This window comes from Mesorhizobium xinjiangense (genome assembly GCF_009749525.1).
GTDB lineage: Bacteria > Pseudomonadota > Alphaproteobacteria > Rhizobiales > Rhizobiaceae > Mangrovimarina > Mangrovimarina xinjiangensis.
Genome location: NZ_WOAC01000003.1, coordinates 1 through 19,848 on the forward strand (window position 1 = coordinate 1; position 19,848 = coordinate 19,848).

The 19,848-nt window shown below is 64.4% G+C and carries 19 protein-coding genes and 1 riboswitch; of the genes, 11 read left to right on the forward strand and 8 right to left on the reverse strand.

Annotation, left to right across the window (positions count from 1 at the left end; genetic code table 11):
• Nucleotides 1–129: 129 nt before the first annotated feature.
• The 3 genes from GM909_RS04210 to GM909_RS04220 all read right to left on the reverse strand — a co-directional run bounded on the left by GM909_RS04210 (nt 130) and on the right by GM909_RS04220 (nt 1,884).
• A complete protein-coding gene (locus GM909_RS04210) occupies nt 130–1,233 on the reverse strand; it encodes an IS5 family transposase (RefSeq protein WP_157014965.1) in 1,104 nt (367 codons plus the stop codon).
• Nucleotides 1,234–1,471: 238 nt separating this feature from the next.
• Nucleotides 1,472–1,615, reverse strand: a complete 144-nt coding sequence (locus GM909_RS25695; protein WP_198174127.1) for a hypothetical protein — start codon at nt 1,613–1,615, stop codon at nt 1,472–1,474.
• 20 nt (nt 1,616–1,635) lie between these two features.
• The gene (locus GM909_RS04220; protein ID WP_157014966.1) at nt 1,636–1,884 is read right to left on the reverse strand and encodes a DUF1344 domain-containing protein; all 249 of its coding nucleotides are present in this window, start codon (nt 1,882–1,884) and stop codon (nt 1,636–1,638) included.
• 184 nt (nt 1,885–2,068) lie between these two features.
• Between GM909_RS04220 and aroC the strand changes: the two genes are divergently transcribed.
• Nucleotides 2,069–3,169, forward strand: a complete 1,101-nt coding sequence (gene aroC, locus GM909_RS04225) for a chorismate synthase (protein WP_157014967.1) — start codon at nt 2,069–2,071, stop codon at nt 3,167–3,169.
• Nucleotides 3,170–3,271: 102 nt separating this feature from the next.
• Entirely contained in the window at nt 3,272–4,375 is a 1,104-nt protein-coding gene (ribB, locus tag GM909_RS04230) for a 3,4-dihydroxy-2-butanone-4-phosphate synthase (protein ID WP_157014968.1), read from the forward strand.
• A 136-nt stretch (nt 4,376–4,511) separates the two neighbouring features.
• Here the strand turns inward: ribB and GM909_RS04235 are convergent, their stop codons facing one another.
• Nucleotides 4,512–5,732 (reverse strand): MFS transporter, encoded by a 1,221-nt coding sequence (locus GM909_RS04235; RefSeq protein ID WP_157014969.1) that lies wholly within the window; start codon nt 5,730–5,732, stop codon nt 4,512–4,514.
• A gap of 121 nt (nt 5,733–5,853) precedes the next feature.
• Here GM909_RS04235 and GM909_RS04240 point away from each other — a divergent pair, with 121 nt between their 5' ends.
• Complete coding sequence (locus tag GM909_RS04240) at nt 5,854–6,444, forward strand: TetR/AcrR family transcriptional regulator (protein ID WP_157014970.1); 591 nt, start codon at nt 5,854–5,856, stop codon at nt 6,442–6,444.
• Here GM909_RS04240 and bluB read toward each other — a convergent pair.
• Nucleotides 6,410–7,159, reverse strand: a complete 750-nt coding sequence (gene bluB, locus GM909_RS04245; RefSeq protein ID WP_235911646.1) for a 5,6-dimethylbenzimidazole synthase — start codon at nt 7,157–7,159, stop codon at nt 6,410–6,412. The genes GM909_RS04240 and bluB overlap by 35 nt on opposite strands.
• Nucleotides 7,160–7,208: 49 nt before the next feature.
• A riboswitch (cobalamin riboswitch) is annotated at nt 7,209–7,393 on the reverse strand.
• Between the two features lie 97 nt (nt 7,394–7,490).
• On the opposite strand from bluB, the gene GM909_RS04250 reads away from it, so the two are divergent.
• The 6 genes from GM909_RS04250 (at nt 7,491) to GM909_RS04275 (ending at nt 13,897) form a co-directional block, all read left to right on the forward strand.
• Nucleotides 7,491–8,417 carry a histone deacetylase family protein gene (locus GM909_RS04250; protein ID WP_157014972.1) on the forward strand — a complete coding sequence of 309 codons (927 nt, stop codon included), beginning with the start codon at nt 7,491–7,493 and terminating at the stop codon, nt 8,415–8,417.
• 4 nt (nt 8,418–8,421) lie between these two features.
• The gene (locus GM909_RS04255; protein WP_157014973.1) at nt 8,422–8,673 is read left to right on the forward strand and encodes an exodeoxyribonuclease VII small subunit; all 252 of its coding nucleotides are present in this window, start codon (nt 8,422–8,424) and stop codon (nt 8,671–8,673) included.
• A gap of 133 nt (nt 8,674–8,806) precedes the next feature.
• On the forward strand, nt 8,807–9,727 hold the full coding sequence (locus tag GM909_RS04260; protein WP_157014974.1) for a pirin family protein: 921 nt from the start codon (nt 8,807–8,809) through the stop codon (nt 9,725–9,727).
• Nucleotides 9,728–9,838: 111 nt separating this feature from the next.
• Nucleotides 9,839–11,758: a 1-deoxy-D-xylulose-5-phosphate synthase gene (dxs, locus tag GM909_RS04265; RefSeq protein ID WP_157014975.1), complete on the forward strand. Its 1,920-nt coding sequence runs from the start codon at nt 9,839–9,841 to the stop codon at nt 11,756–11,758.
• Nucleotides 11,759–11,894: 136 nt separating this feature from the next.
• Nucleotides 11,895–12,659, forward strand: coding sequence for a TlyA family RNA methyltransferase (locus tag GM909_RS04270; RefSeq protein ID WP_157014976.1), 765 nt, complete (start codon nt 11,895–11,897; stop codon nt 12,657–12,659).
• The gene (locus GM909_RS04275) at nt 12,656–13,897 is read left to right on the forward strand and encodes a class I SAM-dependent RNA methyltransferase (RefSeq protein WP_157014977.1); all 1,242 of its coding nucleotides are present in this window, start codon (nt 12,656–12,658) and stop codon (nt 13,895–13,897) included. Before GM909_RS04270 ends, GM909_RS04275 begins: the two co-directional genes overlap by 4 nt.
• 9 nt (nt 13,898–13,906) lie before the next feature.
• Here GM909_RS04275 and GM909_RS04280 read toward each other — a convergent pair whose 3' ends face one another.
• The 3 genes from GM909_RS04280 to GM909_RS04290 all read right to left on the reverse strand — a co-directional run bounded on the left by GM909_RS04280 (nt 13,907) and on the right by GM909_RS04290 (nt 16,791).
• Nucleotides 13,907–14,626, reverse strand: coding sequence for an NAD-dependent deacylase (locus tag GM909_RS04280; RefSeq protein ID WP_157014978.1), 720 nt, complete (start codon nt 14,624–14,626; stop codon nt 13,907–13,909).
• Between the two features lie 121 nt (nt 14,627–14,747).
• A complete protein-coding gene (gene tldD, locus GM909_RS04285) occupies nt 14,748–16,163 on the reverse strand; it encodes a metalloprotease TldD (protein WP_157014979.1) in 1,416 nt (471 codons plus the stop codon).
• 148 nt (nt 16,164–16,311) lie between these two features.
• Nucleotides 16,312–16,791: an invasion associated locus B family protein gene (locus GM909_RS04290; RefSeq protein WP_235911665.1), complete on the reverse strand. Its 480-nt coding sequence runs from the start codon at nt 16,789–16,791 to the stop codon at nt 16,312–16,314.
• A 468-nt stretch (nt 16,792–17,259) separates the two neighbouring features.
• Here GM909_RS04290 and coxB point away from each other — a divergent pair, with 468 nt between their 5' ends.
• Together coxB and ctaD are read left to right on the forward strand one after the other, a co-directional pair.
• Nucleotides 17,260–18,126, forward strand: a complete 867-nt coding sequence (coxB, locus tag GM909_RS04295; RefSeq protein ID WP_157015249.1) for a cytochrome c oxidase subunit II — start codon at nt 17,260–17,262, stop codon at nt 18,124–18,126.
• Between the two features lie 39 nt (nt 18,127–18,165).
• Nucleotides 18,166–19,821, forward strand: a complete 1,656-nt coding sequence (ctaD, locus tag GM909_RS04300; RefSeq protein ID WP_157014980.1) for a cytochrome c oxidase subunit I — start codon at nt 18,166–18,168, stop codon at nt 19,819–19,821.
• Nucleotides 19,822–19,848: the final 27 nt, after the last annotated feature.

Genomic DNA, 19,848 nt, shown 5'->3' on the forward strand with positions numbered 1-19,848 from the left:
TAGCAGGTTGCTGAAGAAGCCGCCAATTTTGCCGGCATTTCTTTGATGGGCGTTTTCTGGCGTGTCTTTACGTGATCCTTGCGATGGTTTTTGCAGCGGATGGAGCCTCTTGTTGGCGTCCGGCGGCGATCAGATCATCTGCTCGCGCAGCAGCTTCGGGATGCGGATCAGATTGTAGGCGATGATAGTGAAGGTGAAGGCGGCGTCGACCTTGGGTCTTCCGCGGACTTTTGCCTTTGCCATCCCGCCTGGCTTCTTCACCCAGCCGAAAATCTCCTCGATCCGCTTGCGGATACGCTGGCTGACGGCATATCCGGTATGGCGCAGCGTGCGTCCGTCGATCGCCGTCTTGCGGGTCTTGCCGAGTTTGGAGACCGCACCGTTGACAGCGATATGGGGCGTGACGTGGCGCCTGCGCAGATCACCGACGAAGCCCGCCACGTCATAGGCCTTGTCGGCGCCGAGCGTGATCCGGCTCCTGGTCCCACGTCGGTCGAGCATGGCGAGCGCGGCTTCGCGTTCGGCCGTCCCGGTGGCCTGCGTCAGCATGGCGTCGACGGCGAGCCCGTTCCTGTTCTCCATCACAACATGGCCCATGAAGCACAGCCGGCTCTCGCGGCCGTCGGCCTTGCGGTAGAGCCTGGCATCCGGGTCCGTCGTCGAGATGTGCGTCTCGTTCGAACGCTTCTCCTTGCGGAAGTCACGCTCCCCGTTGCGGCCCGGACCGGGCGGCTCGCCTGAACCGTCCTTCGGCCGGAAGCTCTTCATCGAGGCCCAGGCCTCGATCAGCGTGCCGTCCACCGAGAAGTGGTCGCTGGATAAAAGCCGCTTCACCTTCGGCAGCGTCATGAGCACGCCCAGGAACTGGCGCGCGACATCCGCCTCCATCAGGCGGTTGCGGTTGTGGGTGAACACCGTCGGGTGCCACGCCGCCTCGTCGATCGGCAGGCCGACAAACCAGCGGAACAGGAGATTATAATCGATCTGTTCCATCAATTGCCGCTCGGAGCGCACCGAGAAGAACGCCTGCAACAATGTTGCCCTAAGCAGCATCTCCGGTGGGATCGAGGGCCGACCCGCCTCCGAATAGAGCGCATCGAACCGCTCATTCAGCCGTGACAGCGCCTCATCCGCCAGCGCCCGAACCGCCCGCAGCGGATGATCGGCAGGAACACGCTCCTCAAGACGAATGTAACTGAACAGCCCCTCTGACCGATCTTCCCGTCCGCGCATCGCAAATCACTCCATCGCTCCCAGCCGAGTGAATCACAATTCCCGTGCCATTGTTGGAGTTTTTCAGCAACCTGACGCGCATCGCAAATCACTCCATCGCTCCCAGCCGAGTGAATCACAATTCCCGTGCCATTGTTGGAGTTTTTCAGCAACCTGTTAGAGCAATTCCAGGAGAAGTGGAAACCGGTTCTCCGTCCGGAATTGCGTCAAATCAAAAGGGCCGAGGCGCCGATAACCACTACGACGGCAACCCGTTCTCGTCATGGCCGAGGATTTCGTCCTCGCTGCGATCGTCAACGACTGGCAGGGCGGCAAATCGCTTGATGATCGCTTCGACCTCGGCCCGGTCAATCGACGGATTGCCGCGCTGTTCGGTTTTCACGTTGAAAGCGCCTTCGTGCGCTATTCGAAAACTTCCATGTCGGTGATCAGGTTGACGCCGTTGATCTCGTCATAAGCAATCAGGATCTCCAGGCCTTCCTTGATGGCCAACATGTCGATCTCGCCCGGCAGCTTGTAGGTCTTGCCGTCTTCCAGTGTGATCGTCAGCTTCTCGGCATCGACGGTCTGGATGACGCCATCTGTCGTTTCGGCCAGGGCCGGTCCCGACAGCACGAATGCAGCGGCGATCGCCGCGAAGAACACGCGCATGGATTTCCTCATAGCTCCCGGACCGCGGCATGGCAGCCCAAATCAATCTGGCCGCGAGAAAAGAGCAGAAACATGTCGAACCTGTCAAAATATATTGTCGGCAGTCGCCGTTTGACCCCACGCTGAAAGGGCAATAGAAGGCCCGATGATACGAGCCCAGTCGGTGGGTGCAGGGCGTTTTTCCATGTCGCACAACACTTTCGGTCATCTGTTCCGCGTCACGACCTGGGGCGAAAGCCATGGGCCGGCGCTCGGCTGCATCATCGACGGATGTCCCCCGGGCATTCGCTTCGCGCCGGGCGACATACAGAACGAGCTCGATCGCCGCCGGCCCGGCAAGTCGCGATTCGTCACCCAGCGGCGCGAGCCCGACCAAGTGAAGATCCTGTCGGGTGTGCTGGAGGAGGATGACGGCACGTGCCTCGTGACGACCGGGACGCCGATTGCGATGATGATCGAGAATGTCGACCAGCGCTCGAAGGACTATGGCGAGATCGCGCGGCAATACAGGCCCGGTCACGCCGACTACGCCTATGACGTCAAATACGGCATTCGCGACTATCGCGGCGGCGGGCGGTCCTCGGCGCGCGAGACGGCGGCGCGCGTTGCCGCCGGCGCGCTGGCGCGCAAGGTCGTGCCGGGCTTGAAGGTGCGCGGCGCACTCGTCACGATGGGCGTAAAGTCGATCGAGCGGGCGAATTGGGATTGGGATTTCGTCGAGGACCCCGAAAATCCGTTCTTCACGCCCGACCGCGCATCGGTGCCTGTCTTCACGGACTATCTCGACGGCATCCGCAAGGCCGGCTCTTCGGTCGGCGCCGTCATCGAGATCGTCGCCGAAGGCGTGCCGGAGGGACTTGGCGCCCCGATCTATGCCAAGCTCGACCAGGATATCGCCTCGGCCCTGATGTCGATCAACGCGGTCAAGGGCGTGGAGATCGGCAACGGCTTCGAGGCGGCGCGCATCACTGGCGAGGAAAATGCCGACGAGATGCGCATGGGCAATGACGGCAAGCCGCTCTTCTTGTCCAACAATGCCGGCGGCGTTCTCGGCGGCATCTCGACCGGCCAGCCCGTCGTGGCGCGCTTTGCCGTCAAGCCGACTTCTTCCATCCTGACGCCGCGCCAGTCGATCGACAAGGACGGCAAGCAAGTCGACATCAAGACCAAGGGCCGGCACGATCCGTGCGTGGGCATTCGCGCGGTGCCGATCGGCGAAGCGATGGTGGCCTGTGTCGTCGCCGATCATTATCTGCGCCACAGAGGCCAGACGGGGAAAGGATAAGCGAGCAGGGGAGTAAGGGAATAAGGGAGTAGGGCAAACAATGGCCGCCACCTCGTTCCCTTACTCCCTTGTTCCCCTATTCCCTTAATCAGACGAGGAACCATGGCATACGATCAGAAGAACATCGTTGAAGCGCTGCGTGCTTTCGAGCGCGGCGAGATCGTCGTCGTCATGGATGATGACGGCCGCGAGAACGAAGGCGACCTGATCGTGGCCGCCTCCCATTGCACGCCCGAGAAGATGGCCTTCATCGTGCGCCACACCTCCGGCATCGTCTGCGCGCCGATGCCGCGGGAGGAGGCGAAACGGCTGAACCTGGCGCCGATGGTCGCCGAAAACGACGCTCCTCATGCCACCGCCTTTACCGTGTCGGTCGATTTCAAGCATGGCACGACGACCGGCATCTCGGCCGACGACCGCACCCTCACCGTGCGCAATCTCGCCAATCCCAATGTCGGCTCAAGCGATTTCGTCCGTCCCGGCCACATTTTCCCCCTGGTGGCGCGCGAGGGCGGCGTGCTCATGCGCTCCGGCCATACCGAGGCGGCCGTCGATCTGTGCCGGCTTGCCGGCCTGCCGCCGGTGGGCGTCATTTCCGAGCTTGTCAATGACGATGGCACGGTGATGCGCGGGCCGCAGGTGCAGGCCTTTGCCGAAACGCACGGCCTCAAGCAGGTGTCGGTGGCCGATCTCATCGCCTACCGCCAGCGCCAGGAAACGCTGGTCGAACGCGTCGACTGTTTCGAGATCGACACGCCTGGCGGCAAGGCGACGGCCTATATCTATCAGTTGCCCTGGGATCCCATGCACCATCTGGCGGTCGTCTTCGGCGACATACGCGACGGGGAGAACGTGCCGGTGCGCCTCCAGTCGGAGGATGTCGTCACCGACCTGTTCGGAACCGGCGACCAGCTTCGCATCGTCATGAAGCGCATGGGTGAAGCGGGCCGCGGCGTGATCGTCTATCTGCGCGAAGGTTCCGTCGGCGTTGCCCACCGGGTGCGCGGCCGCCCCGGCCAGTCCGACGGCGGCGAGGACCATGAAGAGGCATTGCGCCGCGAGAGCGAGTGGCGCGAGATCGGCCTGGGGGCGCAGATCCTGCGCGATCTCGGCATTTCCTCGATCTGCCTGATGGCCTCGCGCCAGCGCCGCTATGTGGGCCTGGAAGGCTTCGGCATCGAGATTGCTTCGACCGAGATCGTCTAGAAGGGCGTCATCCCGGAAGCCTGAGCGAAGCGAAGGGAGTCCCGGACCCATTTTGACGATTCTGTGCCACGCCTCAAACTCTCGGGCCTGACGCAAGCAACAGGCTCCACTTTCGCGGAGCCTGTTGTCGCCAAGATCACTCCGCCGGCTGCGCGAGAGCCTCGGATGCCGCACGTGGCCGGCCGACCGAAAGGCCTTTCTGGCCGAGCAGCACCGTCAGGAAAGCTGCCGTGCCCGACGTCACCGAGACCCAGAAGCCGTTATGCGGGCCAAACGTGTCGACCACCCAGCCGGCGGCGAAGGCGCCCAGCGCCATGCCGATGCCGATGCCCGTCATCACCCAGGTGACGCCTTCCGTCAGCATGGCCGATGGCACGCGGCGCTCGATCAGGCCGAAAGCCGTGATGAAGGTCGGCGAGACGGCCAGGCCGCTGACGAAGACGGTGAAGGCGAGCAGCGCCACCGTGTCGGCGAACAAGAGCGGTATCGTGGTCACGGCGATGATGGCGACGGCGATGGCAAGCTGGCGCTGCAGGGGCATCTGCAGGTTCAGCGCGCCCAGAACGATGCCGATGACGAAGGAGCCGAGCGCATAGACGCCAATCACGAAGCTCGCCGCGCCCGGCTGGCCCAGCGCCTCGGTGATGGCGACCGCGCTCACCTCTGCCGTGGCGAATATGGCGCCGACGAAGATCAGCGCCAGCGTGATGATCTGCACGGGCCGCTGCCTGATCGCCGATCGGCTCGGGCCATCCTCGGCCGGGCGCACGCGCGGCTCGGTCGAGCGCTGCAGGAGGAGGGCGGCGGTGCCCACGGCAAGCAGCACCGTGCTCGTCAGCATGCCGGCCTCGGGGAAGAGCGCGACAGCCAGGCCGACCGACAATGAAGCGCCGGAAATATAGACCAGTTCGTCGGCGGCCGATTCGAAGGCGAAGGCGGTGTTGAGTTCGGGCCGGTCGTGAAAGATCTCGGTCCAGCGCGCTCGCACCATCGCCGGGATGCTCGGCATGGCAGCCGCCAGCAGCGCTGAGGCGAACAGCGTCCAGGCCGGCCAATCCCTGTTGGCGGCGACGATCAATGCCAGGAAGGCGATCACGGCAACGGTTGTGAACGGCGCCAGTATGGCCGTCTGGCCGCGCCGGTCGACCAGCCGCGAAATCTGCGGCGCGGCGAAGGCGTTGGTCAGCGCGAAGGTGGCGGAGACGGCGCCGGCAAGCCAGTATTCGCCATGGGTCTGCGACAGCATGGCGACGATGCCGATCGGGGCCATGGCGATCGGCAGGCGGGCGAAGAAGCCGGCCGCAGCGAAGCCCTTGGCGCCCGGCGCCTGGAAGATTTCGCGATAGGGATTGGCCATTGCAGTGATCCTTGAATGTGACGCGATCGAGGGATACATACGCAGCGTATGTGAAATGGGTAATGACATACGAGACGTATGTCAATAAAATATACGTGACGTATGTGAATGAGGATCTGCAATGGCGCACAAGCCGCGCAGCGAGATGATCGCCGAGACCCGCGCAAAGCTGGTGGCCGCGGCCCGCGAGGCTTTCGGCACGGTCGGCTATGCCGATGCTTCCATGGATGATTTCACCGCCGAGGCCGGTCTGACGCGCGGCGCGCTCTATCATCATTTCGGCAGCAAGAAGGGGCTTTTGGAGGCCGTCATCACCCAGATCGACGCGGAGATGAACGAGCGTCTGCGCGTCGTCACCGAAAGCGCCGACAACCTCTGGCAGGGCTTTGTCGACGAAAACATCGCCTATATCGAAATGGCGCTCGAGCCTGAAATCCAGAGGATCATGTTGCGCGACGGTCCGGCGGTCCTCGGTGATCCCGCGCAATGGGACAATGCCTGCGCCTGCGTTCAATCCCTGACCGGCAGCCTAGCGCGGCTGAAGGCGAAGGGCGTGGTGGCCGACATCGATGTCGAGGCGGCAGCCCGCATGGTCAGCGGCGCATCGCTCTACGCGGCACAGTGGATCGCCAATTCCAGCGATCCGGAGGCGACGTCGAAGAAGGCGGTCAAGACGTTCAAGACGATGCTCGAAGGCCTGCGCGCCCGTTGACCGCCAGCTCTTCGATGCACGATTTCAGTTTCGATTCGCCGGCGCCGTCGAAGGTTTCGCTTGCGATCAGGTCCGGCAGCGACAACCGTCGCGCCCAGCCCTTGGACTCCAGATCCGGCCGCGAAGCGAACGCCGAGACGCGCCCGACACACAGATAGGCCACCGGGACCACGTGCTCGGGAATGGCAAGAAGCTGCTTCAGAGCGTCCGTGTCGAGGATGCTGACCCAGCCGACGCCGACATTTTCGGCACGGGCGGCGAGCCAGAAATTCTGCACCGCGCAAACGGTGCTGTAGATGTCCATCTGCGGGTTGTGCCAGCGTCCGAGCGGCGAGCCGGCCGCGCGCGTGCGGTCGCAGGTGATGCACAGATTGAGCGCGCTTTCGCAGATGCCCTCCAGCCGCAGCCTGGCGTAGAGGGCCTGTTTGTCCTCGGCCATGTTGCCGGCTTCCTGCGCACGCGCGGCCACGAAGAGTTCGCGCACCTGCCGGCGGCGCTCCGCATCGCGGATGACGATGAAATTCCACGGCTGCATGTAGCCGACCGAGGGTGCATGATGCGCGGCCATGATGAGCCGGGCAAGCACAGCATCCTCGAGCGGTGCGGGCACGAAATGGCTGCGCACGTCGCGGCGCGAGAAAATGGCGCGGTAGACGGCGTCCCGCGCCTCCTGTTCGAACGTCTGGCCGTCGTGAGCTTTCAAGTCTGCCGGCATCGCGTGTCCCCTTGCGAGCTGAAGCGGACCGGCCCGCTCGACCATGCGGGACGGCTACGTCTGCCGGGCCGGTCTTCTGGCTCGGGATCGTCCCGTCACCGGCGCCTTCCCGCCTTGCGTAAGGCAGTGGCTGAAGCCGGCGCGGTCCCCCTCACAGCGTTGGGCACGCCGCGGATTTGCACCGCGTTCCCGATTCTCCCGCAGATTGCGGGCACCAGGCAGCGCCATAAATCTAGACCATTGCGGTTTCGCTGTCCGCCAAAGCGGCATTTTTCCCCCGAAAGCGGCGTGGCCTTGTAGCCTGAAGCGCGGTTGCTGTTAGACTGCACGCATGAACACACGCCTTTATACCCATCCGATCTATCTTGAGCATGTCACGCCGCCGGGCCATCCCGAGCGCCCCGACAGGCTGCGCGCCGTCGAGCGCATGCTCGAGGACGAGGCTTTCGCCTATCTCGACCGCGCGACTGCGCCCTTGGGCGACGAAGCGACGATCACCTATGCTCATCCCGAGGACTATGTCGCCCGCATCAAGGCGGCGGTGCCTGAAACGGGCATGGCGCGCATCGATGCCGACACCTCCGTCAGCCCGAAAAGCTGGGAGGCGGCGCTGACCGCGATCGGCGCGGCCAATGCGGCGGTAGACGACGTGTTTTCGGGCGCGGCCGGCAACGTGTTCGTCGCCTCCCGTCCGCCCGGCCACCACGCCGAAAAGACAACGGCAATGGGCTTCTGCCTGTTCAACAATGCCGCGATCGCCGCGCGCCACGCCCAGAAGGCGCATGGCGCCGAGCGCGTCGCGATCGTCGACTGGGACGTGCATCACGGCAACGGAACCCAGGACATTTTCTGGGACGATCCCAGTGTTTTCTACTGCTCGACCCATCAGATGCCGCTTTTCCCCGGCTCGGGGGCGAAAGACGAGAGGGGTCTCGGCAACATCGTCAACGCGCCGCTGTCGCCCGGCACGGGCAGCGAACATTTCCGCGAAGCCTTCGAAACGCGAATCCTGCCGGCGATAGACGCGTTCAAGCCGGATCTTCTCATCATCTCGGCCGGGTTCGACGCTCACTATCGCGACCCGCTGGCCGAAATCGAACTCACCGAAGACGATTTCGACTGGGCCACGGGCCAGCTCATGGAAAAGGCCGGGCAGTATTCCGGCAACCGGCTTGTCAGCCTGCTGGAGGGCGGTTACGACCTCACCGGACTGGCGATGTCCGTCGCCGCTCATGTCCGGCGCTTGATGAGAGGTTGAGGAAATGGCCGCACCCGCGAACGACGATGTGAAGGCGATGAGCTTCGAGCAGGCGCTCGAGGCCCTGGAGCGCATCGTCGACGACCTGGAAAAGGGCGACGTGCCGCTCGAGCAGTCGATCACCATCTATGAGCGCGGCGAAGCGCTGAAGAAGCATTGCGAAACCCTGCTCAAGGCGGCCGAGGCCAAGGTCGAGAAGATCCGTCTTTCGCGCAATGGCCAGCCGGAGGGAACCGAGCCGCTGGACCCGGATTGACGTCGGCCTGCAGCCGGCGCTTCACGCGCCGCTAATTTGCGCCTATCGTGGCCTGAATGCGCAGATTCAAGGTGTTGGAGTGTCGTTTGCGTCTCCGTCGACGCACGCCGCTCTGGCGCTGCAGGAGGCGACGATGAGCTTTTTCCCTGGCAGTGACCCCAGCCCCGGCGACGCGTTCGCCTGCGACGCCATCGAACTGATGGTCGTGCCGAACGCGCGCGACATCGGCAATTTCGAGGTGCGCCGCGCCTTGCCGACCGCCAGGCGCCGCCTTGTCGGCCCCTTCATCTTCTTCGACCGCATGGGACCGGCCATCCTGCGCGCCGATCAGGCGCTCGACGTGCGCCCGCACCCCCATATCGGCCTGTCGACGGTCACCTATCTCTTCGACGGAAAGATCCGGCACCGCGATTCGCTGGGCACCGAGATGGTGATCGAGCCGGGTGACGTGAACCTGATGACGGCGGGACGCGGCATCGTGCACTCCGAGCGCACACCGGAAGAAACCCGCGGTCATCCCTCCTCGATCTCCGGACTGCAGACATGGATCGCCCTGCCCGACGGCAAGGAGGAGATCGATCCGCTATTCACCCACACCACGCGCGACCAGTTGCCCGAGATCGCGGCCGATGGGGTGACCGGCCGTATCGTCATCGGCAATTTCGCGGGCGAGAAGTCGCCCGTATCGCTCGCCACCGATACGCTCTATGCCGATATTGCGCTGGAGCCGGGAGCGCGCATCCAGATACCGCCGGACGCCGAGGAGCGCGCCATCTACACCCTGTCCGGATCGGTCTCGATCCGCGGCGATGTCTTCCCGGCCGACCGGCTGCTCGTCTTCCGTCCCGGCGACGAGATCGTTGTCGAAGCGCCGGACGGCGCGCATTTCATGCTGTTCGGCGGCGCCTCGCTCGGCTCGCCGCGCTATATCTGGTGGAACTTCGTATCCTCGTCCAGGGAGCGCATCGAGCAGGCCAAGCAGGAATGGCGCACGGGCCGCTTCGATATCGTGCCCGGCGACGAGGAAGAGTTCATACCCCTGCCCGAAAAATGACAGAACGCGCCAATAGGGCGCGTTTACATTCCGTTATCGAGGCCCTATGTCCGGTTGTCCGGCAAAGGGCCCAGACAAAGCGCCCAAGGCCACAACAAAACACAAGCGCCCATGAACGCGAAATCTCCGCCTGATACGCCGCTGCTCGACAAAGTGCGTGTTCCCGCCGATCTCAAGAAGCTTGCCGAGAGCCAGCTCCCGCAACTCGCGACGGAATTGCGCACCGAAATGATCGACGCCGTCTCCCAGACCGGCGGGCATCTGGGTGCGGGGCTCGGCGTCGTCGAACTGACGGTGGCGCTGCACTATGTCTTCGACACGCCGGCCGACAGGCTGATCTGGGACGTCGGCCACCAGGCCTATCCGCACAAGATCCTGACCGGGCGGCGTGACCGCATCCGCACCCTGCGCCAGGAAGGCGGGCTCTCCGGCTTCACCAAGCGCGACGAGAGCGAATACGATCCCTTCGGCGCGGCTCATTCCTCGACCTCGGTTTCGGCCGGGCTCGGCATGGCGGTCGGCCGCGACCTGAAGGGTGGGCGCAACAATGTCATCTCCGTCATCGGCGACGGCGCGATGTCGGCCGGCATGGCTTATGAGGCGCTCAACAATGCCGGCGCACTGGACGCCCGGCTCATCGTCATCCTGAACGACAACGACATGTCGATCGCCCCGCCGAGCGGCGCCATGAGCGCCTATCTCGCCCGGCTCGGCTCCGGCCGCACCTATCAGGGTTTCCGCGACATTGGCAAGAAGCTGACCTCCTATCTGGGCAAGGCGGCCGACAAGGCGATCACCCGCGCGGTCGAACATGCGCGCGGTTACGTCACCGGCGGCACGCTGTTCGAAGAACTGGGCTTTTTTCATATCGGGCCGATCGACGGACACAATCTCGAACATCTGGTGCCGGTGCTGAAGAATGTCCGCGACAACGCCGACGGCCCGGTGCTGATCCACGTCGTGACCCAGAAGGGCAAGGGCTATGCGCCGGCCGAGGCGGCGAGCGACAAGTATCACGGCGTCAGCAAGTTCGACGTCATCACCGGCGCCCAGGCCAAGCCGCCGGCCAATGCGCCGTCCTATACCAGGGTCTTTGCGCAAAGCCTGATCGACGAGGCACGCGCCGACGAGCGGATCGTCGCCATCACCGCTGCCATGCCGAGCGGTACGGGGCTCGATCTTTTCGGCAAGGAGTTTCCCGGCCGCACCTTCGATGTCGGCATCGCCGAACAGCACGCCGTGACCTTCGCCGCCGGCCTGGCGACGGAGGGTTTCAAGCCCTTTGCGACGATCTATTCCACCTTCCTGCAGCGCGCATATGACCAGGTCGTCCATGACGTGGCGATCCAGCGCCTGCCGGTGCGTTTCCCGATCGACCGTGCCGGCTATGTGGGCGCCGACGGGGCCACCCATTGCGGCGCCTTCGACGTGACCTACCTGGCGACACTGCCGGGTTTCGTCGTCATGGCGGCGGCCGACGAGGCGGAACTGCGCCACATGGTGCGCACGGCTGTCGACTACGACGAGGGTCCGATCGCCTTTCGCTATCCGCGTGGCAACGGCGTTGGTGTCGAAATGCCCGAGCGTGGTTCACCCCTCGAAATCGGCAAGGGCAGGATCCTGCGCGAGGGCACGAAGGTCGCCCTGTTGTCTCTCGGGACACGGTTGCAGGATTGCCTGGCGGCGGCGGAGGAACTGGAAGCGTCAGGACTTTCGACAACGGTGGCCGATGCCCGCTTCGCAAAGCCGCTCGACCGCGACATGGTCCGGCGTCTGGCGCGCGAGCACGAGGTGCTGATCACCGTCGAGGAAGGCGCGATCGGCGGATTTTCCAGCCATGTGCTGCATTTTCTAGCCGAGGAGGGGCTGCTGGAGCGCGGGCTGAAGGTCCGCCCGCTCGTTCTGCCGGACAGCTTCACCGACCACGCCAAGCCCGAACGCATGTATGAAACGGCCGGTCTCGACCGTGCCGGCATCGTGCGCACGGTCTTTGCCGCGCTCGGCGCGGAGGCGCGCGTGGCGCGCGCCTGAAAGCTCGCCGGCATTCGACACCGAACCGGGTCGGCAGCGCGCGTTCGCTTCAAACGAACCCGTTTGAGTGGGACATGGTCCAAGATCTGACAAGAGTCCGCTTGCTTTCGTCGGCGGCATTGGCCAATCAGGCCGCATGCAGAACGTTCCACCCACCGGCACCACGCAACGTCTCGACGAGGCCCTGGTCGCGCGCGAGCTGTTTGCCACGCGCTCGCGGGCCCGCGACGCCGTCAAGCGCTCGACAGTCAGCGTCAACGGCCGCATCGAGACAAAGCCCGGACGGTTGGTCGCCGGCCGGGACGAGTTGACGACCGACGATGCCGCCCGTCGCTATGTTTCGCGCGCCGCGCTCAAGCTGGTGGCGGGGCTCGATCACTTCGGCCTGGATGTCGACGGGGCAGTGGCGCTCGACATCGGCGCCTCGACGGGCGGCTTCGTTCAGGTGCTGCTCGAAAGGGGCGCGCGAGACGTCTTTGCGGTCGATGTCGGTCACGGGCAGATGCATGACAAACTGCTTGGCGATCCGCGCGTGACCAATCTTGAAGGGCTCAATGCACGCGAACTGAAAGCGGCTCATCTTGACGGCGCGGCGCCCGATATCGTCGTCTCCGACGTCAGTTTCATTTCGCTGAAGCTCGCCCTTCCGCCCGCCCTGCAACTGGCCGCGCCGGGTGCTGCGGCGGTCTTGCTGGTCAAGCCGCAATTCGAGGCCGGGCGCTCGGCGATCGGCAAGGGCGGCATCCTGCGCAACGCAACAGACGGACCGCGCATCGCCGACGATCTCGCCGCTTGGCTGGGCGGGCAGGACGGCTGGCAGACGATCGGCTGGACGCCGTCTCCGATCGAGGGCGGCGACGGCAATCGCGAATTTGTGCTGGCGGGGGTGAAGGATCGATGAGCGAAAGGCTTGTGATCGACCGACTCGGCGCCCAGGGCGACGGCATCGCGCACTCGCCGCGCGGCCAGGTCTATGTGCCGTTTGCGCTCGCCGGAGAGACGGTCAATGTGGCCCTGGAGAAGGACCGTGCGACGCTGATCGCGGTGATCGAGGCCTCGCCGGACCGTGTGGAGCCGGCCTGCCGCCATTTCGGTGAATGCGGCGGCTGCGCGCTGCAGCATCTCGAACAGGAGGCCTATCGGCGCTGGAAGCGCGACAAGGTCGCTCACTTGCTCTCTTCGCGCGGAATGGATGCGCCGGTGGACGAGCTTGTTGCATGTCCGCCGCATTCGCGCCGGCGCGCTGCCTTTACCGCGCGGCGAACCGAGGCAGGCATGCTTCTGGGCTACAACCGTGCCCAGTCGAACCAGATCATCGATATCGAGGAATGCCCCATCCTCCTGCCCGAGATCGTCGCGGCGCTGCCGAGACTGCGCGCTCTCGCCGAGCTCGTCTGCATGACGAAATCGTCCTTTCGTCTGACCGTCACGGCAACCGATACCGGCCTTGACGTGGCGGCGGAAGGATCGGGCCGGCTCGAGGGTGCGGCACGGCGCGCGGCCGCCGACCATGCGGCGCGGCTGGGTTTTGACCGGCTGTCGGTCGACGGCGAGATCGTCATTGAGCCGCGGAAACCGCAGATCGCCGTTGGGACCGCTTCTATCGTGCCGCCGCCCGGAGGCTTTCTGCAGGCGGTTGCCGACACCGAGCAGGCGATGGCCGATCTGATCCGCCGGCATTTCGGCAAGGCCAAGCGCGTGGCCGACCTTTTCTCCGGTGCGGGTGCATTTGCACTGCGACTGGCCGAAAGTGCCGCGGTGCACGCGGTTGAAGGCGACGCTGCGGCGCTGGCCGCGCTCGACCGGGGATTTCGTTTCGGCACGGGACTGCGCCGGGTGACGAGCGAAAGGCGTGACCTTTTCCGGCGTCCGCTGACCTTCAAGGAACTGAACGCCTTCGATGCGGTGGTCTTCGACCCGCCGCGCGCCGGAGCCGAAGATCAGGCGCGCCAGATCGCGCGTTCCGATGTGCCTGCCGTCTGCGCGGTGTCCTGCAACCCGGTCACGCTGGCACGCGACCTCGCGGTCCTGCTTGAGGGCGGATACAGGCTGGAGCGCGTCGTGCCGTTCGACCAGTTTCTCTGGTCGCCGCATGTCGAGGCGGTGGCGCTGCTGTCGAAGCCGAAAAAGCGACGCTGACCCGCAGGCTCACCCGGCCCTTGCACCCATCCGTGCCAGCAGATCGTCGACGAATTGCGGTACGACCTTCGTCGCCTGTCCCTGAATGGAGTCGTCGAACAGCGCGTGGTTTTCCGACGGCTCGAGATTGAGCTCCACCGTGCGCGCGCCGGCGAGCGCGGCTTCCTCGACGAATTGCGCCGCCGGATAGACGCTGCCCGACGTCCCGATGGCGACGAACAGGTCGCAGCCGCCGAGTGCGGCATAGATGCGATCCATGTGATAGGGCATTTCGCCGAACCAGACGACGTCCGGGCGCAGCCGCCCGACCGTGGCGCAATGCGGACATTGCGAATTGACCGACATGTCGCCCGGCCATCGGCTGCGCTGCCCGCAGGCCTCGCACAGCGCGCTCGCGAGCTCGCCATGCATGTGGACGAGCCGGCGCGCGCCGGCACTTTCGTGCAGGTCGTCGATATTCTGTGTCACCAGAAGGAAATCGCCATCGAACGCGCCGTCGAGCCGCGCCAGGGCATGGTGCGCCGCATTGGGTTGGACCGATTTCATCTTTCGCCGCCGCCGGTTGTAAAAGTCATGCACGAGCCCGGGGTTGCGGGCATAGCCTTCCGGCGTGGCCACGTCGCGATAGTCGATTTTCGACCAGATGCCGCCGATGTCGCGAAAGGTCGACAGGCCCGATTCGGCCGAGATCCCGGCACCGGTGAGGATAACGATGGAGGAGGGAATCATCGAAACATCTCCGTCGGAACACCGGGTTCAAGCGGACTATAATCCCCGGCCTTCAGATTATAGTTTTCGCCTCAAAACTATAATCTGAAGGCCGGGGATTGAATCGAACTTCAATCGGCAACTACGTCTGCGTGCCGCCGACGGTCATCTGGTCCATTCTCAGATGTGGCTGGCCGACGCCGACGGGCACGCCCTGGCCGGCCTTGCCGCACATGCCGATGCCGGTGTCGAGCTTCATGTCGTTGCCGATCATGGAGACGCGGTGCATGGCATCCGGGCCGTTGCCGATCAGCATCGCGCCCTTGATCGGCCGGCTCACCTTGCCGTTCTCGATCATGTAGGCCTCGGTGCAGCCGAAGACGAACTTGCCCGACGTGATGTCGACCTGGCCGCCGCCGAAGGAGACGGCATAGATGCCTTTCTTCACCGAGGCGATGATCTCTTCCGGCGTCTTGTCGCCCGCCGTCATATAGGTGTTGGTCATGCGCGGCATCGGCTCGTGGGCGTAGGATTCGCGCCTGCCATTGCCGGTCGGGCGCATGCCCATCAGCCGCGCGTTCTGGCGGTCCTGCATGTAGCCGACGAGCTTGCCGTCCTCGATCAGCACGTTGCGTCCCGACGGCGTGCCCTCGTCGTCGATGGTCAGCGATCCGCGCCGCTCGGCCATGGTGCCGTCGTCGACGACCGTCACGCCCTTGGCCGCCACCTGGCTTCCCATCAGGCCGGCAAAGGCCGACGTCTTCTTGCGGTTGAAATCGCCTTCGAGCCCGTGTCCGACGGCCTCGTGCAGCATCACGCCCGGCCAGCCCGAGGCGAGCACGATGTCGAACGTGCCCGCCGGCGCCAGCACCGCGTCGAGATTGACCAGCGCCTGGCGCAGCGCCTCTTGCGCCGCGTGCCGCCAGGAACCCTCGGCCAGGAACTCGCCGAAACCCTTGCGTCCGCCCATGCCGTAGGAACCGGTCTCCTGGCGGTCGCCATCGCCGACGACGACGGAGACGTTCATGCGCACCAGCGGCCGGATGTCGCGCACGACATGGCCGTCGGCGCGCAGGATCTCCACATGCTGCCAGGAGGCGGCGAGCGAGGCCGTGACCTGGCGCACGCGCGGGTCCTTTGCTCTGAGCCAGCTGTCGATTTCCTGAAGAAGCTGCGCCTTGTCGCCGAATCCGGGCTTGGCGATCGGATTCTCGTCGCCATAAAGGCGCAAATTCGTCCCGGCTGGCGCGGCCGCGAGCGTGCCCGAATATCCGGCCTTGACCGACGAAACGGCATCGGCGGCGCGCCTGAGCGCGGCCTCCGACAATTCGCTCGCATGGGCATAGCCGGTTGCCTCGCCGGCCACCGCGCGCAGGCCGAAACCCTGATCGGTGCTGAAATTGGCCGTCTTCAGCCGGCCATTGTCGAAAACGAGTGCCTCGCCTTCGCGTTCTTCCACAAAGAGTTCGCCGTCATCGGATCCGGAGATCGCCTCGCCGACGAGCTTGCGGATCGAGTCCTGCGAGATGTCGAACCGCTCCAAGAGGCTGGATTGCACTGCGCTGCTCCGATTAGAACCTGGTTGTCTGCCGCCTATATAGAGATGGCGGAGCGAACTTGCACCACCGGTACTCCAACGCGCAAATCATCGCCGGCGGGCGATCCAGGCGGATACCGGCAGCGGATCGGCGCGGCAGGGCATTCGTTCAGGGCAGGGCGTCGAACCCTTCGCCGAAGCCATCGAGGTCGACGGGGATGCCGATGCCTTCCTCCGGCGTCTGGAAGACGATGAAGGTGGCGGACGTGCCCGAACGCAGCGTCGCCAGCAGCGGTTCTTCCAGGATCACCTCGGCATAGCACCCGTCCTGGAAGCAGCGCACGAAATAGGCCCTGCCGATATCCTTGCCGTCGACGTTGAGGCCGAGCCCGTTGGGCAGCAGCACCCCGAGCGGCGCCAGGACACGCAGGATCTCCGCCTTGTTGTCTGCCGTCTTCAGCACGACGACCGACAGCCCGACCTCGGGCCGGTCCTCGGCCACGACATTTTGCATCAGCGCGCACTGCTCGCCCGTCGCACCCGCCGGAACGTCGCAGATGATCGACCATGCCCCGTGGGTCGAACGCACCGTGCCGTTCTGCTGGGCCGGCGCCTGGCCGGCCGCGAACGCGGTCACACCGAACAGCACCGCAGCGGCGACAGATCGAAGAATTCTCGTCACAATCCGGACTCCATCACGAATCACGTCAATCTAGCTTCATTCCGGCCGCACTCAAAGCCGTAGGCCAGCCGGCCGAAGCGTTTTCAAACGTCTTTTTGCCGTCTTCGTTGCGGGTCGAATTCGCCGGAATTGCGACATTGCCGCTCGTGGCGGCACACAGCGCGGCCAGGGGGTCGGCAATCCGTGTGGTCTGGCACCTCCTGCGACCTCCGATCGCAGCGCGTTCAAACCCTTCGCGGCGGTCGGCAACTGTCGAGCGCGGCGGCATGCAATTGAAGCCTCGCGCAAAAATGCCGCACGAATTCCCCGTCCCGCTTCCTTGCAGACGGCAAGAGAGTGTGGTTTTAACGGCTCAAACGGGGTGGAGATTCCGCCCGGGAGAATTTCGCGTGCCGTCGTCTCGGGCCACGCGGCGATCGAGGAGAGTAGAGGGTGATGAGAAACTTCCTGGCGATCATGTCCGGTATTGCTGCGCTGCTTGGCGCGGCTCCCGCACTTGCCGCCCAGCCCGAGCCCTGGCAAGCCCGTTTCCAGCCCGCGGCGACGTCGATCATGGAGCAGATCACCTGGTTCGAGCAATATACCTTGTGGTTCATCGTGCCGATCGTGATCCTGGTCATGGTGTTGCTGGCCTGGGCGGTTTTCCGGTATCGCGCAAGTGCCAATCCCACGCCCTCCCGCACCAGCCACAACACGCTGATCGAGGTCGTCTGGACCGTCGGTCCGGTTGTCATTCTGCTTTTCCTGGCGGTTCCTTCGTTCCAGCTCCTTACAGCGCAATATACGCCCGACGAGGATCCGCAACTGACCGTCAAGGCGACGGCCAACCAGTGGAACTGGGACTATGAGTATCAGGTCGACGATCCGCTCTACTTCAATTCGGCCATCCTGGCCGAGGACGCGCGCGCCGAGGCGGGCAAGGAAGACAAGTCGGTCTATCCGCGGCTTCTGGCCGTCGACAACGAGCTGGTCGTTCCCGTCGATACCACGGTGCGCGTTCTCGTGACGGCGAGCGACGTCATTCACGCCTTTGCCATGCCGGCATTCGGCATCAAGGTCGACGCCGTGCCCGGGCGCATCAACGAAACCTGGTTCAATGCCAGGAAGGAAGGCCTCTATTACGGCCAGTGTTCGGAGTTGTGCGGCAAGGATCATGCCTTCATGCCGATCGCCATTCGCGTCGTGTCCAACGAGCAGTACGAGAATTGGGCAGTGGCGGCGCGCGACGATCTAGGCACGGCGAACAAGGCATTGATGGCGGCCGTCGAAGGCGACACCAAGGTAGCGGCCGCCGGCAATTGATTGCTGCGGACAGATTGAACTTCATATTGGAGCGGTAACATGGCAGGCGCTGCAGCTCAGGACCATCATCACGACCACAAACCGCGTGGCTGGACACGCTGGGTCTATTCGACAAACCATAAGGATATCGGCACGCTCTACCTGATCTTCGCGATCTGCGCCGGTATCGTCGGCGGTTCGCTGTCGGTGATGATGCGTTGGGAACTGGCCGAACCCGGCATCCAGATCTTCCACGGCCTGGCCGCGATGGTCTACGGCGTTGAAGGCGATGCCGCTCTCGATGCCGGCAAGCACATGTTCAATGTGTTCACGACAGCCCACGGCCTGATCATGATCTTCTTCATGGTCATGCCGGCGCTCATCGGCGGCTTCGCTAACTGGATGGTTCCGATCATGATCGGCGCGCCCGACATGGCATTCCCGCGCATGAACAACATTTCCTTCTGGCTCCTGCCGCCGGCGTTCTTCCTCGCGCTCTTGTCGGTCTTCATGCCGAGCGCGCCCGGCGCCTGGGGTATCGGCGGCGGCTGGACGATCTATCCGCCCATGTCCTCGCTGACCGGTCAGCCGGGGCCGGCCATGGATCTGGCGATCCTTTCGCTGCACATTGCAGGTGCCTCCTCGATCCTTGGCGCGATCAACTTCATCACCACCATCTTCAACATGCGCGCCCCGGGCATGACGCTGCACAAGATGCCGTTGTTCGCCTGGTCGGTGCTGATCACCGCCTTCCTGCTGCTGTTGTCGCTGCCGGTTCTGGCCGGCGCCATCACCATGCTTTTGACGGACCGCAACTTCGGCACGACCTTCTTCGATCCGGCCGGCGGCGGCGATCCGATCCTGTTCCAGCATCTGTTCTGGTTCTTCGGCCATCCGGAGGTCTACATCCTGATCCTGCCGGGCTTCGGCATCGTCAGCCACATCGTTTCGACCTTCTCGAAGAAGCCGGTCTTCGGCTATCTTGGCATGGCCTATGCCATGGTCGCCATCGGCGTCGTCGGCTTCGTGGTGTGGGCGCACCACATGTACACGACCGGCCTGTCGATCGACACGCAGCGCTACTTCGTCTTCGCCACGATGGTGATCGCGGTGCCGACCGGCGTGAAGATCTTCTCGTGGATCGCCACGATGTGGGGCGGATCGATATCGATGCGCACGCCGATGCTGTGGGCGATCGGCTTCATCTTCCTGTTCACCGTCGGCGGCGTGACGGGCGTGCAGCTTGCCAATGCCGGCCTCGACCGCTCGTTCCACGACACCTACTACGTGGTCGCGCACTTCCACTACGTCCTGTCGCTCGGTGCGGTCTTCGCCATCTTTGCCGGCTGGTACTACTGGTTCCCGAAGATGACCGGCTACATGTATTCGCCGCTGATCGCCCGGACCCATTTCTGGGTGACCTTCATCGGCGTGAACCTGATCTTCTTCCCGCAGCATTTCCTCGGGCTCGCCGGCATGCCGCGCCGCTACATCGACTATCCGGACGCGTTCGCCGGCTGGAACATGGTGTCGTCCTACGGCTCCTACATCTCGGCGGTCGGCGTGCTGATCTTCCTCTACGGCGTCTTCGAGGCCTTCTCCAAGAAACGCGTCGCCGGCGCCAATCCGTGGGGTGAAGGCGCGACGACCCTGGAATGGCAGCTGCCTTCGCCGCCGCCTTTCCACCAGTGGGAACAACTGCCGAAGATCAAGTAGGCATATGAAACACGAAGCCGCCGGTCG